We start from the raw sequence: 15,832 nt of genomic DNA, 5'->3' as shown, positions 1-15,832 counted from the left end.
CGACCTAGGGCGTTTGTTTCCGATAGGCAACAAGATCACGGAAAATTCCGATGAGAATTTTAACGGTCGTCCTGAGCGCGCTTGGCTCCGCCCTTGGATGCGCTGCGGCACCGGTCCGAGCAAAAGCGGACATTGTCCCAATCGCGCGCCCACTTTTTGCGCCATGCAAAGGACAATCCGCAGTGGGCGCAGTCCTTGGATGGTAAATCGGATTTTTTACGCATTTTCGGCATATTACAGATCGAAGCTCATCTGATTGGGAGGTGATTTTGACCGTTTGGCCGCACGGGCGCGGTCATTCACGAAGCGCCCAGTGCCATCCTTGCGGCTGGCATGTTTGCGGATGATTTCGCCCGCCTCCGCGCCAAACCGATCCGAACGGCGTACGGCCCAAATTCTGTCCCGCGCAGCGCGGGCAGCGGCGGCCACATCCACGATGGGCGGTGGATAGCTCAGCCGTTCCGCCCCCGGCCAATCCCATGGGGTCTGCAAAAACGCATCCGGCACGCTGGCCAATTCCGGAAGCCAGCGGCGGGTGAACCGGCCGTCTGGGTCTTGCTCTTGGCCCTGCTTGATCGGGTTATAGATACGCGGTGTGTTGATCCCAGTCGTGCCCGATTGCATCTGCATCTGCGACCAATGGATGCCCGGTTCATAATCCGTGAACATGCGCGCCAAATGCGGACCGGTTGCACGCCAATCCAGCCACAGGTGATAGCTGGCCACTGCGACCAGCATCGCCCGCATCCGGAAATTCAGCCAGCCTGTGTGGATCAGTGATCGCATACACGCATCCACAAACGGCAGCCCGGTTTCCCCCTGCTCCCACGCGGCCAAACGCGCGGCATCACTGCCGCGCAACCCCTCATAGGCGGAATGCAGGCAGCGGCGATCTAGGTCGGGGGCATCCTCTAGCTTTTGCATGAAATGGTCGCGCCACGCGAGGCGGCTGACAAAGCTCTGCATCGCTTGGCGCCAATCCCCTTTGGGCGCTTCGGCTCGACGGGCCAGCCCTGCGTGATGCGCCTCTCGGATCGAGAGGGTCCCCCACGCCAAATGTGGACTGAGCCGAGAGCATGCGACCGCTCCCCCAATCGGGGTGGCCATCGCCGCGCGGTAGGTCCGCCCCCGCTCCGTCAGGAAACTGCCCAACAGCGTGAGCCCCGAATTGCGCCCCCCCGGCTGGCGGTCCGGGCACGGGTCCCACCCAAGGCCCAGATCGCGCGCATCAGGCATGTGCCACACGCCCTCACCCACACCGCACAGGGCACGCGGCGGTGTCGCTGTTTCTTGGCGCAACCATGTTTCGCGGGTCGCCGCCCAACCATCGCGGGTTTTCAACCGCCGCATAACGCCTGATTGCGGCACCTCGTGCCAAATTACGCCCGCAGTTTTGGCCCATGCCGCCACCCTTAGATCGCGGTCAAAGCTCCACTGCGTGCCGGTTTCCTCATGACTGACCAAATGGGTGGCCCCATAGTCCTGCGCCAGCGTGGCCAGCACCTGAGCCGCCTCCCCGAAGTGGATCTGCAACGGCGCCCCGATGGCGGCCAGCTCAACGCCCAGCGCCTCAAGGCTTTGGGCCACAAACCGCCACTGCCGCGCAGAGGCGTCGGGCTGCGCCCACATCTCCGGCTCCGCGATGTAAACAGGCACGACTGCAGACCCCAGCTCAGCCGCAAGCGCCAGCGCCGGATGATCCGCCACCCGCAAGTCCCGCTTGAACCAAAGAATCGTCGTCATAGCCCCTCCGTGGACGTGAACATTTCAAGAACATGCCATGTGGTCAAGCCGTAGAACCCTGCCCATATGCCGGACACATCCGCCCACGCCGCAGACATAGGGCACGCCCCTCACAATACCAGCGATATGCGCGGCTCCAGGGCTTGCGATCAGCCCCCAAGGCACTAGGCTCTGCACCAGCCCAAAGGAGTGCCCCATGCGCGACGCCGCCCCTCAGACGATCTATCTAAAAGACTACACCCCAACGCCCTATAACGTGGCCCATGTCGCGCTGGATTTCACGCTGCATCCCACTGCGACGCGCGTCCAAAGCCGCATCACATTCACCCGCGTCCGGGCAGAGGATTTGGTGCTCAACGGTGAGGATCTGATCCTGAAATCTCTGCGCGTTGATGGTGCTGAGGTCCCGCATGAGTTGTCCGAGACGCATCTGACCATCCCTGCCGCCCATCTCAGCGACGCGTTCACCCTTGAGGTCGAGGTCGAGATTTCGCCCCAGACCAACACAGCCCTTGAGGGGCTTTATATGTCCGGCGGCATGTATTGCACCCAGTGCGAGGCTGAGGGCTTTCGCAAGATTACCTACATGTACGACCGCCCCGATGTGATGGCCCCCTATGAGGTCACGATCCACGCCGACACCCCCGTGCAATTGTCCAACGGCAACCCCACAGCCCCAGGGTGCTGGACCGACCCACACCCCAAACCCACCTACCTGTTCGCCCTTGTGGCCGGGGATTTGGTCGCGACAACGGATCATTTCACCACGATGGAGGGGCGCGAGGTCACGCTCAACGTCTATGTTCGCCCAGGGGATGAGGACAAAACCGACTACGCGATGGATGCACTGAAGCGATCGATGAAATGGGAAGAGGACGTCTATGGCCGCCCCTACGACCTCGATGTGTTCAACATCGTGGCGGTCGATGATTTCAACATGGGTGCTATGGAAAACAAAGGGTTGAACATCTTCAACTCGAAATACGTGCTTGCCTCACCCGAAACGGCGACCGACACCGATTATGCCATGATCGAGGGGATCGTCGCTCATGAGTATTTCCACAATTGGACCGGCAACCGGATCACATGTCGCGACTGGTTCCAACTTTGCCTCAAAGAAGGGCTGACGGTTTACCGCGACCAACAATTCAGCGCAGACATGCGCTCCGCGCCGGTGCAACGGATCAAGGACGTGTTGCAACTGCGCGCGCGTCAGTTCCGCGAAGACGCGGGCCCCCTTGCGCACCCCGTCCGGCCCGAAGCCTTTGTTGAGATCAACAATTTCTACACCGCCACCGTCTATGAAAAGGGCGCGGAGGTCATCGGGATGCTGCGTACCCTTGTGGGGCCTGCGGCCTATGACGCGGCGCTCACGCTCTACTTTGACCGTCATGACGGCCAAGCCTGCACGATCGAGGATTGGATACAGGTGTTTGAGGACAGCACCGGCCGCGACCTGAGCCAGTTCAAACGGTGGTACGCACAGGCCGGCACACCGCATCTGACTGTCACAGATGACTTTAAGAATGGTGAATATACCCTTCACTTAAAACAGAAAACAAAGCCCAGCGCAGGCCAACCTGACAAGGCCCCACAAGTCATTCCAATTGCGATGGGCTTGATCGGTGCAGACGGTGCCGAGGTCCTGCCCACCCAAGTGGTTGAGATGTCTGAGGCCGAGCTGACGCTCCGCTATGAGTTGGATGCCAAGCCGATCCCTTCGCTCCTGCGCGGGTTCTCGGCCCCGGTCATTCTTGAAACTGAGCAAAGCGAGGCCGACCGTCTTGTCTTGCTGGCCCACGACACCGATCCGTTCAACCGTTGGGAGGCGAGCACCCTTCTGGCCAAGAGCAACCTGATGGCCAATCTAACGGCCGGGTCCGCGCCCGCGACCGCATGGCTTGACGCTTTGACCAAGGTGATCACCGATGACACGCTGGACCCTGCGTTTCGCGCGCTGGTGTTGGCGCTGCCGTCCGAGGATAACCTTGCCAACGCTTGCGACGCCGCAGGCATCGTGCCGGACCCAACCGCCATCCACTCTGCGCGCAAAGCGGTGCATCTGGCGATTGCCCAGCACATGGGTGAGGCCCTTCCCGCATTGATCGCGGCGACTGCCACACCCGGGCCCTATTCCCCCGCTGCGAATGATGCTGCCAAACGCAGCTTGCGCGCGCAGTTGTTGCGACTGCAAACCCGGCTGGATGGCGGCACAATGGCCCGTGCGGCCTATGACGCGGCCACCAATATGACTGACCAACTGGCGGCCTTTGGCTGTCTGCTGTCAGCGGGTGATACGACGGTCGCTGCTGCGTTTGAGGCGCAGTGGCGCACGGACCGCCTTGTAATGGATAAATGGTTTGCCATGTCCGTAGCAGAGGCCGACCCAGATGATGCTGTTGCGGTGGCAACCGCCCTCACCCAGCACGCTGATTTCGATTGGAAAAACCCCAATCGGTTCCGGTCGGTTATTGCCGGAATGACAGCCATGAACCCCGCGGGTTTTCACCACCCATCTGGTGCGGGCTACCGGTTCCTAGCCGATTGGCTGCTAAAGCTTGACGCGCTCAACCCCCAGACTACCGCACGTATGTCCACCGCCTTTGAAACTTGGCGCAGGTACGACGTGGACCGTCAGGCCCTGATCCAAGAGCAACTGGCCCGCATCGCCACCCACCCCGGTCTTAGCCGCGATACCGCTGAGATGGTCGGCCGGATGCGTGATGCCTGAGGGCACGTATCAACACGTCGCGCGCGCACGATCTGCGCGCGGCGTGCTGGCCTTGGCGGCCACTTGGGGCTGCGCGTTCTTGTTATTGCTCGGGCTGGGCGCGCTGCCGGTCATTACGCTGGTGTTGTTTGTCGCGGGAATACCGCTGGCCTACGACCTCATTCGCGACCGTCAGAGCCAGTTTGAAATCAGCCCCGATACCCTTAGCTGGGAGGTTCCGAACGGCAGCGGTGAGGTCGCGCTGGCGTCAGTCGTGCAGGCACATCTGACGTTTCGGCTGGATCTGTCGGCCAAGCTGGGCCTGCGCCTGACGGATGGTCGGCTGATCACGGTGCCTTTGTCGTGCCTGCCCGGGCCACACCGGCTGGAGCGGGCACTGTTGGACCGAAACATCAAGGTCGTCCGGGGCCGCCAACCCTTGGGTTAGGCCGACAAGTCGCTGTTCGGTCATACTTTCTTCATTCTTGCGTGCTAGAAGGAGCCTATGGTTGCTTTGACACATATTCCTCTAACACGGCTCGCGCCGGGCCTTTGTGCGGGACTTGCGGTCGTGGGTGTTATGCTCTTGCCGCACAGCTTAGCCATCGGGTTCTGCGTTGTCCTGATGGCGGCCAGCTTCGCGATCCTACGCGCCCCCCGGCCGGAGGCATCATCGCGCATCGGTGGCTCGACCTGGACTGTGCGCTACGGGGCTGAGGTCACGGCCTTACCGTTGGACCGGATCACCGAGGTACGGATTGACCATCCCCATAACGGGCCAGATAGGGTGCAGGTCCTCATGACAAACGGTCTTTGCGTCCCGCTGCCAGATGCGGCCCTGCCCGACCCCCGTACCCTAACGGATGCGCTACGCGCCCGGAACGTCACCGTTTACCAATCCTAACGCCCATCACAGACACAGTCACAGTGGCGAAGGCCTGACGCCTGCGCTACACCTTGGGAAAGCAACCCAAGGAACGCGTTATGAACAAACAGCCCCCTGCCAGCCCCTTGCGCGACTTTGCGCTGGAAGTTCATTTTTCCAAGTGGGAATTCAATGCCCGTCATCACCTGACCGCCTCCGATATGGAAAGCCTCTCCTTGCGCGATCTGCTCGCGCTGGGCACCGATGCGGACCGAGAGGCGTTTGAGGCCACATCCCTCGGCTATACCGAAACATGGGGTGCGCCCGATCTGCGCACGGCCATTGCGGCGACCTATGACACGATGGCCCAAGACAACATCCTCACACTCGCAGGCGCGGGCGAAGGTCTCTACGCGCTGGCAAGGGTGCTGCTTGGGCCGAATGACCACGCCATCGTCCCCACCCCCAACTATCAAAGCGCTGAGACCGTTCCGGCCGCAATTTGCGAAACAACCGGCGTACCGATGCGAATTGAGGGCGGGAAATGGCGGCTGGATATCGACGCAATCAAGGATGCCATTCGCCCAAACACCCGGCTAATTTCGCTCAACTTTCCGCACAACCCCACCGGCGCGCTCATGCCACGTGCGGACCTCAATGCTCTGATCACGCTCGCTCGCGCCGATGGCATCTACATCCTGTGTGATGAGGTCTATCGCGGCGTCGAACTGGACCCAAACCTACAGATGCCGCAAATCGCGGACGTGTATGAGCGGGGGATTTCACTCAACGTGTTGTCCAAAGCCTACGGTTTGCCAGGGCTTCGGATCGGGTGGTTAGCCTCGCCTGATCTCGACGTGCTGCAACGCGTAGAGCGGTACAAACACTACCTATCGATCTGCAACGCGGCCCCTGCAGAGCGGCTCGGCATGATCGCGCTCGCCGCGCGGGAACAAATCTTTGCCCGCAACCGCGCGCTTTTGCGACGCAACCTTACAGCATTTGAGGCGCTTTTGGACGATTTCCCCGGGCTGATCGACTTCTCCGCGCCTGAGGGCGGCTGCGTCGCTTATCCCCGCTATACCGGTCCCGGAACTGTCGAAACCTTCTGCGCAGACCTGATCGAAAACCACGGTATTTTGCTGTTGCCCGCCGCCCTATACCGCTCCGATCTGGGCGCGACGCCAGACGACCGTTTTCGTATTGGCCTCGGTCGGGACCGAGCCGTCGCCGACGGGATCACCGCATTGCGCCGCTATTTCGAAGACCACAAAGCGGAGTTCGCCGCATGATCCCCCACTACGACGCCGCGGCCCTCGCTGCCCTTAACATCAGCGCGCAGGACATCATTGCGATGTTGCAAAAACTGATCCGTGGCGCCGCCGAAGGGACGGTGCACGCAGCGCCCAAAGCCGCCCTCACCCCGCCGGATGGACGCTACATCATGTCGACGCTGGCCGCGATGGACAGCCCCCCCATCGCCGTGACCAAATCACTGGTACTAAACGCCGCGAATTCTGCGCGCGGGTTGGCGCAGATCAATGGCCTCGTCTCCCTTTTGGATGCGGAAACGGGCCTACCGCTTGCGACACTAGACAATAATTGGCTCACGGGCGTGCGCACCGCCGGACTGTCCGCCTTGGCCGCGTCTTACTTGGCCCGCCCGGACGCAAGCAGCGTCGGGTTTGTGGGCACAGGGCTTCAGGCCCGCAGTCATTTGGCGTTTTTTCGGCAGATGTTCCCTCTGACCCGGATCAAGATCTCAGGCCGTGGGCGGGCAAATATTGACGCCCTAGTCGAAGCCGCCGACGGGTTGGACGCCGAAGTGGTGGACACGCCGCGCGCCGCCCTCGAAGGGGTCGATCTGGCCGTTACAAGCGTGACGCACACAGCCGTGGAGGCCCCATTTCTCGATGCCAACTGGCTTGATGCGGGGGCGTTTCTGTCGGTCGTTGACCTCGCAGTGCCGTGGCACAAACAGAGCTTTGGCGCATTGGACCGCGTCATTATTGACGATCTTGAACAAGAAGCCACCCTGCCCAACAAGCTCGCGGAGCCTGCCCATATCCACGGCGATATCTCAGGGCTCGTGATGGGCAACGCGTCGCCCCGGCAAAGCGATACCGAACGCAGCGCGTTTGTGTTTCGCGGTCATGCGTTGGGGGATCTGGCACTTGCCGCCCTCGCGTGGGAACGCCTAGCATGACGCCAGATCAAATTTGGAGGACCCTAAGCGTGGCCTGTACCACCCCCGGCCACCCGCTGCGCACGCCAACTCTCGCCACTGTCGACGGAACAACGCCCAGCCTGCGTATGGTCGTTTTGCGGGCGGTCCAACCCGAGGCATACGCGCTGGTTTTTCACACCGATACGCGCAGCGCGAAATGGACCCAACTGGACGAAAACCCCGCCGCTAGCGTGCTAACCTGGGACCCTGAACAGCAAATCCAAATGCGGTTTTCTGGTCAGATCACGCGCCATGCCCCCGGCAGTGAGCTAGCAAACAGCGCGTGGGATCAACTGCCCCCGCACACCAAGGAAACATACGCCGGTGCAGCCCCCGGCGGAGCGCTGGAGGCCACGTCCGGCACAGGGAAAAACGCCTTTGGCGTGCTGATCTTCACGGCGCAAACCCTTGATTGGCTACGCCTATCGCGGGACGGTAACACACGCGCGCTGGTGGACTTGGCCACAGCGCGCATGGATTGGGTCGCGCCCTAGGTCGCGGGCTGGAACGTATCAGCGTAGGCTTCGCGCAAGACGTTCTTTTGCACCTTGCCCATGGTGTTGCGCGGCAAGGCGTCAATCACGATCAGCTTGCGAGGATGTTTGAACCGCGCAAGCGCACCGGCAGCCGCAGCCGCAATCCCATCGGTATCGGGCGTGGCCCCCGGCTGCGGCACGATCAGCCCCAAAACCGTCTCACCAAAGTCAGCGTGGGGCACACCGATCACGGCGCTTTCGAGCACACCGGGTTGCTCATCCAGAACCAACTCAATCTCCTTGGGATAGATGTTGTAACCGCCCGAAATGATCAAATCCTTGTTGCGCCCAACGATATGCACATAGCCATCAGCATCTCGCTTGCCCAAGTCACCGGTTATGAAGAATCCGTTCTCACGCAGCTCTTCGGCGGTTTTTTCGGGCATCTGCCAATAGCCTTTGAACACGTTGGGGCCGCGCACCTCGATCTGACCCACCTTGCCTTGGGGCAGTTCGGCCCCCGTAGCGGGATCGGTGATCAACAGCTCAACCCCCGGCAGCGGAAAGCCGACGGTGCCCGCGCGGCGATCACCATCATAGGGGTTCGAGGTGTTCATATTCGTCTCGGTCATGCCGTAGCGTTCAAGGATGCGGTGGCCAGTCCGGGCGGCAAAATCGTCATGGGTTTCGGCCAGCAAAGGCGCGCTGCCTGACACAAACAGCCGCATGTGGGCCGCGCATTCACGGGTGAACCGCGCATCCCCCAAGAGCCGGGTATAGAACGTCGGAACCCCCATCATCGTCGTGGCATCCGCCATCCGGTCCAACACCACGTCGATGTCGAACTTCGGCAAAAAGATCATTGCCCCGCCCGCGATCAGCGTCACGTTTGTGGCCACGAACAGGCCATGGGTGTGGAAAATGGGCAGCGCGTGCAGCAGCACGTCATCGGCTGTGAACTTCCACACCTCTGCCAAGGTTTGCGCGTTTGACAGCAAGTTGTCCTGCGTGAGCATCGCCCCCTTCGAGCGGCCCGTTGTGCCAGAGGTGTAAAGGAACGCGGCCAGATCATCGCCCGTGCGCGCCACCGTCGCGAATTGGGTCGGCTTGCCGCTCGCCGCATCGCTCAGCGAGCCAGAGCCGTCGGCCCCCAAGGTCGCGAGCTGCGCGCCAAGCTGTGCCACAACCGGACCCAAGGTCGCCGCGCGCGCAGGGTCACACACCACAAGGGATGCGCCGCTGTTATCAATGAAATAGGTCAGCTCATCCACGGTGTAGGCCGTGTTCAGCGGCAAAAACACCACGCCCGACTGCACGCAGGCCGCATAAAGCGCCAGTGCTTGGGGCGATTTTTCGATCTGTACCGCAAGCCGGTCACCGGGCACCAGCCCATGATCTGTGATCACATGGGCGTATTGCGCGGCCAATTCCAAAAACTGCGCGTGGGTCCATGTGATGCCATCTGCAAGATGTAAAAACGGCGTGGCCTTTTCGGCGTGGCATCCAAAGAGCGTATCATAAAGGGGGTTGGACATCGGAGGCTCCTAGGCTTTGGCCTTCTCGGCGGCGATGGTGAGCGCGCGAATTTCAGGGGATGCCGCGATCTCAGACGAGGCGGCGTAGCGTTCATGGTTTTGCGACACGCGCGATAGATCATAGAGGTAATTGACCATCACGCCGTGGGATTGCTGCATCCCCTTGGGGGACACATCGGCATTCGCGTGCAGGCGGTGGACCTCTGCCCCGTTCCCAAGGTGAAAGCGAGCAACCGGATCACGGGGTAATCCGTCGGGGCGTTTGGCCGTCGTCAGATAAAGGGCCGTCAGCCCCGTCAAGCGCGCAGGATCACCCTCAGGCACGTCATACCCAGCCTCTTGCAGCCAAGCCGCGAACCCGGGGATCGGCGAAAGCGTGACAAACGTCTTGAGGTTTGGAAGTGCTGTCGACAGGTCCGCCGCCACTTGTTTGATCAAGGAATTGCCGAACGAGATGCTCGCAAGACCTGCCTGACAGTTTGAGATCGAATAGAACACGGCCGTGTCGGCGCCCTCTGCCTCAAGCACGGGGCGGTCTTCGGACAAAACACCTTGGACCGAGCCGGGAATGCCGCCCGTCAACGCGACCTCGACAAAGATCAGCGGCTCATCGGGCATGGCGGGGTGAAAGAACGCAAAACAGCGGCGGTCCGCAGGTTCAAGCCGGGCGCGCAGGGCACCCCAGCTATCAATCGCGTGCACGGCCTCATAGGCGATGATTTTCTCAAGAATATGCGCCGGGCTTTCCCACGTGATCGGCATCAGGACCAGAAAGCCTCGGTTAAACCAACTGGACAGAAGGTGCCGGAAATCGAGATCGAGCGCATCAAGTGCAGCCTCGCCTCTGCCCAGACGCAGCAGGTCCGCGCGCATTGCCACCAACTGCCGCGTGGCACCGGGCACCTGATTAAGGCGGCGGATCAGCTCTTGGCGGGGTGGTTCAGCCGCAGTCATAAACTTGCGGTAGCTGGCCTTGGTCTGGCCCTGCTCATAGGCGTCCAGCGCGGTGCGGACATCTTCGGGTGAAATTGTCAGGTCCTCAGCCAGATGCCGGAAAAACGCGAGCTTTTCGTCATCGTCACTAGCTGCGAACTTATCAAGAATGGCACGGGCCACTGCCATGCCCGTCCCCTCACCCGTGGTCCGCATAAGGTCCACGGTGAGGTCGGCGAAGGGGCGAGACACTTGACCCGCCCCCTTGTCGCCTCGGTAGCGCCGCTCAAAAACAGTCGAAAGAAGGCCACCGAGAAGGCTCATACCGCTGGCCCCATCACGTAGTCTGGCAACCACGTTGCGATCCCCGGAAAGAAGCACAACAACAGGATCGCGATGACCATACAGGCCACATAAGGCAGCGAGCCCATCAGGATGGTCTTGAGCTTGATATCAGGCGCAATGCCGTTGATGACGTACAAGTTCAGACCCACGGGTGGCGAAATCAGACCGATTTCCATGTTGATGGTCAGGATCACGGCAAACCAGATCGGATCGAACCCTGCGGTCGTGATGATCGGCAACAAGATTGGAGCCGCCATCAAGATCACCGCAACCGGTGGCAAAAAGAAACCCGCGATCAGCAAGAAGATGTTCACCGCAAGCATCAAGACCCATGGGTTCACGTCCAATGTACCGATCCATGCCGCAATCGACTGCGTGATGAACAGCGACGAAAGCATGAAGCTGAACACACCAGCCGCCCCGATGATGAACAAGATCATCACGGATTCCTTGGTGCTGTCGCGCAGGACAACCCACAGGTCCTTTGGGTTCCAGAGCTTGTAGATGATCATCGCGATCACAAGGCACAAAAGTGCGCCCACAGCCGCGGTCTCAGACGGGGTCGCGACACCGCCATACATGGCATAGAGCACGCCAAAGATGATCAGGATGAACGGTGTCACGCGAGGGAGAATTTCGAATTTCTCCTTCCACGTATAGCTCACCTTGGCCAACACCTGCATGTTGCCCGAGCGTGCCGTGGAATAGAGCGACCACGCCATGAACAACGCCACCAACATCAGCCCCGGCAGAACACCCGCAAGGAACAGACGCCCGATCGAGGTCTCGGTGGCGATGCCGTAGACAATCATCGTGACCGACGGTGGGATCAGAATGCCCAAGGTCCCGCCCGCCGCGATTGAGCCGGAAGCCACCTCATCGGGGTAGCCACGCTTGCGCATCTCGGGGATGCCCATTTTGCCGATGGCCGCACAGGTTGCGGGGCTGGACCCGGACATTGCCGAAAACAGCGCGCAGGCCCCAAGGTTTGAGATTACGAGGCCACCGGGCACGCGGGTCAACCACCGCTCCAGCGCTTCGTAGAGGTCTGCGCCTGCGCGGGTTGAGGCAATCGCCGCCCCCATGATGATGAACATCGGGATCGATAAAAGCGCAAAGTTGTTGAGCTTGCCGAACATGATTTCTGGCATCAGTTCCAGCGAGCGCATCCCATCAAAGGCGATCAGGAAACCCGCCGAGACGATCAGCAGGCCTGTGGCCACGGACACGCCCGAAAACAGGACAAAAATGGTGAAGAATGCGACCAGAAGGCCGAGCAAGAGCGGATCCATCCCTACTCCTCCAGTCCGAAGGGCGTATCAACGCCGATGGCGACCGCGACCGTATCGGCGATCATTTGCAGAACGAACAGCGCGAACCCGATGGGCAACGCCAAGTATGGGATCCACAAGCGCACGCCCCAAACTGTGTCAGACCGCCAGTTCCGTTCCCACGCGATGTGCCAGTATTCATAGGAATAAAACGTCATCACACAGATAATCGCGATGCCCGTCAGCATGGTGACGAAAAACAACGCTTTTCGCAGACGCGGCGGCAGAGCCAGTGGGATCAGGTCTACGTTCACGTGCCCGCGCAGGTATTGCACATAAGGCAAGCCCAACATCGTGGCCGCGATCATCATGTAAACGACGGCTTCAGTTTGCCAGATCGTCGATTGGTTCAGAACGAAGCGGACAAAGATCATTTGGCAGGTGATCATCACCGACACCACGATCAACGTCGCCGCCGTCCAGCCCGACAGGAGCGACAGAAACGCCACGCCTTTTAGAAAAGGGTTATCCCCCGTGCGCGCGGACGCGCCCGTTGTTTGGCCAGACATACCAGCCTCCTGATTATTCTTGTTGGATGTGGTCGATGGGTCGGGCGCACCGTTCAGGCCGCCCGACCAAAGTGCGTTTACTCGACGGCGAGGGCCTTATCGAGCAGATCTTGACCCGCAGGGTAGCCCGCCACGAACTCAGCGTAGGAGGTTTCCATCGCCAGTGCGCGCCATTTGTCGAAATCGTCCTGTGTCATTTCAGCGATCTCAACGCCTGCGGCTTTGAAGGTCTCGACCGAAGCCGCGTCCTCTGCCTTGGCTTGCTCCAAGTAGAACGCTTCGGCCTTAGCGGCGGCGGCGGTCAGAGCTTCTTGTTGTGCGGGCGACAGATCATTGAAGGTTGTCAGGTTCATCAGCAGCGGCTGGTACATGAACCAAAGCGCCGTTTCAGAGGCAGGTGTGTAGCATTTGACCTGCTCATAGATACGGTAGGACACGAACGACGAGGACGAGGTGTTTGCGGCTTGCAGCACGCCGGTTTGCATCCCGTTGTAGATTTCGGACGACGCCATGGACGTGATCGACGCCCCTGCCCCTGCCAACATCTGCTCAAACGCACGGCCAGCGGCGCGGGTTTGCAGGCCTTGGATATCGTCTGGCGAGGTGATGCATTTGTCTACACCCGCAAAACCGCCGGCAAGGTAGCCATGCACAAGCACTTTGACGTCATCTTCGGCCATGATTTCTTCGAGCGAATCCATGAAGGGGCTGTCCACCAAGCGCGCGGCGTGGTCGTGGTTGCGCACGAGGCCGGGCATCAGCGTCAGGTTATAGGCAGGCTGTTGGCCGCCCGCATAGCTGAGCGGCAGAACCGTCATGTCCAGCTGGCCACGGCTCACGGGGTTGTATTGCTCCCGCGGCGCAAACAGCGACTTCGACGGGAAAATCGTAATCTCAAGGTCAACGTCAGCAGCGGCGACTTCGTCAGCCACGATCTGCGCCACTTGGTGACGGATGTCTTTTGTGGACCACTGGTGCGACAGGCGCAGCTCGGTCGCGGATGCAGCACCAGCCATGAGCCCAAGACCCACTGCGGTGGAAATCAGCATATTTTTCATTGGAATCCTCCCAGAAACATTCCCCGATTCCTATCAGGGCTGGACAGGTTGTCACACGTCGTGTTTTTTAAATCAATATTTTTGTATACAAAAAATAATTGTTTGTGTGTGATCCAGTATGCTATCATATACAGAACATGGATAAACGACGCGCAGATAGCATTGCAGTGGCTCTTGAGCAGCTGATTTTCGACGGTACCTACACCGACGGAATGCGGCTGGATGAGGTGCAGTTGGCAGAACAATTCAACGTATCACGCACCCCCATACGCGAGGCATTTCAACGGCTTGCACAAAGCGGCATGGTTGAAGCGATCCCGCGACGTGGGGTGTTCGTGCGACAGCCTGGCCCTGTTGAACTGCTGGAGATGTTCGAGGTCATGGCGGAGCTAGAGGCCGTATGCGCCCGGCTTGCCGCCTCGCGCATCACGGAGACCGCGTTGCAGGCCCTGCATGAAACAAACGCACGGTGTAATGCCGCCGTCGCCACCAAAGATAGTGACGGCTACTACCGTGAGAATGAACAGTTCCACGCAGCCCTCTACCGGCAATCCGGCAACGCGTTCTTGGAACAAGAGTGCCTGCGCCTGCAAAGACGGCTCCAACCGTTTCGCCGGATGCAGCTGCGTTTTCGCGGGCGCCTGAGCCAATCCATGAGCGAGCATGAAGCCATCGTCACAGCACTGGAGGCTGGCGACGGTGACACCGCCGCCGCAGTGATCCGAGGCCATGTTGCCGTGCAGGGTGAAAAGTTCCATATGTTGATGGCGTCGCTAAAACCAGCGGCGGAATAGACCGCCCACCCTATTCGCATCACCGATAAGAGGACGCACATGGACAACCATCTCGACCCCTCAAACGCGCACAAACAACGCTGTCCCCGGTGCCAGTCCCCGTTGAAAACAGTCGTCGTGCACGGCCATGAGCAATGCGCGATCTGCAAATCCAACATCTTTGAGTGCTGTTCCGGTGACACCTGTGAAACGGATCACAACTTGGCGGTGGGGTATAAGCGCGGTTAAACAACCCAGACAGCGATGCTGGGCAGCGCGTTTAACTTACATGTTTTCAAGGGAGTAGATCGTCGATCGATCCAAATGGTGCGGTCGAGAGGACTCGAACCTCCACGGGTGTTACCCCACAGCGACCTCAACGCTGCGCGTCTACCAATTCCGCCACGACCGCACGTCTTGACTTGGTATGGGGGGCGTTTAGCTCAGCCAAAAAGCGAAGGAAAGAGGAAAATGCACGCGGATCGCAATCCTGTGCATGGCGGAGCTTTTCGGCCTGCAAAAGGCGTGTGAACTGCGCCGCGAGACCGCCCTGCGGTTGCTTGAACGACGCGGGATTTGAGCGTAATATCGGCTCTTCAAGGACTCCAAGACAAAGAGAGACACGCATCGTGGTCGAATGGATAACGTCAGACGGCCTTGTGCCCTATGAAACCGCCGTCGCCCAGATGGAGGCGCGCGCCGCCGAGATCGCCGCCGGCACAGCGGATGAGGCGATTTGGCTGCTGGAGCACCCTCCCCTTTATACGGCTGGCACATCCGCAAAGCCGAGCGATTTGGTCGATCCCGAACGGTTTCCCGTCCACACCAGCAAACGCGGCGGACAATATACGTATCACGGGCCGGGGCAGCGCGTTGTCTATGTCATGCTCGATGTGGCCGCGCGCGGGCGCGACGTGCGGCTGTTTGTCGAACAGTTGGAGCATTGGGTCATCGCCACGCTGCAAGAATTCAACGTCAACGGCGAAATCCGACCGGGTCGCGTGGGTGTTTGGGTGCCGCGCCCCGACAGGCCCCGCACAGCGCATGACGAAGTGGCCGAGGACAAGATCGCGGCCATCGGCATTCGTCTGCGCAAATGGGTCAGCTTTCATGGGATCTCAATCAATGTTGAACCCGACCTGAGCCACTTTGAGGGAATCGTCCCCTGCGGGATTGCCGAGCATGGCGTGACATCTCTGGTTGATCTGGGTCTGCCCGTCACTCTTGAAGATGTGGATGTGGCTTTGCGCCGAACTTTTGAGCCCGCAATGGGCCCCGCCCCTGCCCGCCGGACGCAGGTCACCGCCTAAAATAGGGCGCGCAGACC

The 15,832-nt window shown here is 60.3% G+C and carries 15 protein-coding genes and 1 tRNA gene; 8 read left to right on the top strand and 8 right to left on the bottom strand.

Translation table 11 applies throughout. The features are described from left to right. Window positions 1–59: 59 nt before the first annotated feature. Window positions 60–233, bottom strand: coding sequence for a DUF2256 domain-containing protein (locus THS5294_RS18015; protein WP_072936669.1), 174 nt, complete (start codon window positions 231–233; stop codon window positions 60–62). Between the two features lies 1 nt (window position 234). Continuing rightward, window positions 235–1,743: an FAD-binding domain-containing protein gene (locus THS5294_RS08680; RefSeq protein WP_058123435.1), complete on the bottom strand. Its 1,509-nt coding sequence runs from the start codon at window positions 1,741–1,743 to the stop codon at window positions 235–237. 196 nt (window positions 1,744–1,939) lie between these two features. On the opposite strand from THS5294_RS08680, the gene pepN reads away from it, so the two are divergent. From pepN to THS5294_RS08650, 6 genes are all read left to right on the top strand, one after another. After that, window positions 1,940–4,474: an aminopeptidase N gene (gene pepN, locus THS5294_RS08675; RefSeq protein WP_058123434.1), complete on the top strand. Its 2,535-nt coding sequence runs from the start codon at window positions 1,940–1,942 to the stop codon at window positions 4,472–4,474. Beyond that, complete coding sequence (locus THS5294_RS08670; RefSeq protein ID WP_058123433.1) at window positions 4,467–4,901, top strand: hypothetical protein; 435 nt, start codon at window positions 4,467–4,469, stop codon at window positions 4,899–4,901. Before pepN ends, THS5294_RS08670 begins: the two co-directional genes overlap by 8 nt. A gap of 66 nt (window positions 4,902–4,967) precedes the next feature. Beyond that, window positions 4,968–5,357, top strand: a complete 390-nt coding sequence (locus tag THS5294_RS08665; RefSeq protein WP_133244368.1) for a hypothetical protein — start codon at window positions 4,968–4,970, stop codon at window positions 5,355–5,357. An 80-nt stretch (window positions 5,358–5,437) separates the two neighbouring features. Beyond that, complete coding sequence (locus tag THS5294_RS08660; protein WP_058123431.1) at window positions 5,438–6,610, top strand: aminotransferase class I/II-fold pyridoxal phosphate-dependent enzyme; 1,173 nt, start codon at window positions 5,438–5,440, stop codon at window positions 6,608–6,610. Then, window positions 6,607–7,524 carry an ornithine cyclodeaminase family protein gene (locus THS5294_RS08655; protein WP_058123430.1) on the top strand — a complete coding sequence of 306 codons (918 nt, stop codon included), beginning with the start codon at window positions 6,607–6,609 and terminating at the stop codon, window positions 7,522–7,524. Before THS5294_RS08660 ends, THS5294_RS08655 begins: the two co-directional genes overlap by 4 nt. Next, window positions 7,521–8,039: a pyridoxamine 5'-phosphate oxidase family protein gene (locus THS5294_RS08650; RefSeq protein ID WP_072936668.1), complete on the top strand. Its 519-nt coding sequence runs from the start codon at window positions 7,521–7,523 to the stop codon at window positions 8,037–8,039. Before THS5294_RS08655 ends, THS5294_RS08650 begins: the two co-directional genes overlap by 4 nt. On the opposite strand, the gene THS5294_RS08645 is transcribed toward THS5294_RS08650, so the two are convergent. From THS5294_RS08645 to dctP, 5 genes are all read right to left on the bottom strand, one after another. After that, window positions 8,036–9,556, bottom strand: a complete 1,521-nt coding sequence (locus THS5294_RS08645; protein ID WP_058123428.1) for a malonate--CoA ligase — start codon at window positions 9,554–9,556, stop codon at window positions 8,036–8,038. The two genes, THS5294_RS08650 and THS5294_RS08645, sit on opposite strands and share 4 nt — an antisense overlap. Before the next feature lie 9 nt (window positions 9,557–9,565). Next, window positions 9,566–10,813, bottom strand: a complete 1,248-nt coding sequence (locus THS5294_RS08640) for a malonyl-CoA decarboxylase (protein ID WP_058123427.1) — start codon at window positions 10,811–10,813, stop codon at window positions 9,566–9,568. Continuing rightward, entirely contained in the window at window positions 10,810–12,126 is a 1,317-nt protein-coding gene (locus THS5294_RS08635) for a TRAP transporter large permease (RefSeq protein WP_058123426.1), read from the bottom strand. Before THS5294_RS08635 ends, THS5294_RS08640 begins: the two co-directional genes overlap by 4 nt. 2 nt (window positions 12,127–12,128) lie before the next feature. Further along, window positions 12,129–12,674, bottom strand: a complete 546-nt coding sequence (locus tag THS5294_RS08630) for a TRAP transporter small permease (RefSeq protein WP_038002483.1) — start codon at window positions 12,672–12,674, stop codon at window positions 12,129–12,131. A gap of 77 nt (window positions 12,675–12,751) precedes the next feature. Continuing rightward, complete coding sequence (dctP, locus tag THS5294_RS08625; RefSeq protein WP_058123425.1) at window positions 12,752–13,732, bottom strand: TRAP transporter substrate-binding protein DctP; 981 nt, start codon at window positions 13,730–13,732, stop codon at window positions 12,752–12,754. Between the two features lie 137 nt (window positions 13,733–13,869). On the opposite strand from dctP, the gene THS5294_RS08620 reads away from it, so the two are divergent. After that, entirely contained in the window at window positions 13,870–14,526 is a 657-nt protein-coding gene (locus THS5294_RS08620) for a GntR family transcriptional regulator (protein ID WP_058123424.1), read from the top strand. Window positions 14,527–14,830: 304 nt separating this feature from the next. On the opposite strand, the gene THS5294_RS08610 is transcribed toward THS5294_RS08620, so the two are convergent. Further along, window positions 14,831–14,917: transfer RNA gene (locus tag THS5294_RS08610), tRNA-Leu, on the bottom strand. Window positions 14,918–15,092: 175 nt separating this feature from the next. Here THS5294_RS08610 and lipB point away from each other — a divergent pair. Further along, complete coding sequence (lipB, locus tag THS5294_RS08605; RefSeq protein ID WP_072936674.1) at window positions 15,093–15,815, top strand: lipoyl(octanoyl) transferase LipB; 723 nt, start codon at window positions 15,093–15,095, stop codon at window positions 15,813–15,815. The last annotated feature ends 17 nt before the right edge of the window (window positions 15,816–15,832 follow it).

It is taken from the genome of Thalassobacter stenotrophicus (assembly GCF_001458315.1).
Lineage (GTDB): Bacteria > Pseudomonadota > Alphaproteobacteria > Rhodobacterales > Rhodobacteraceae > Thalassobacter > Thalassobacter stenotrophicus.
Note: the sequence above shows the minus strand (reverse complement) of the source record. Positions and strands in the feature narration are given on the sequence as shown.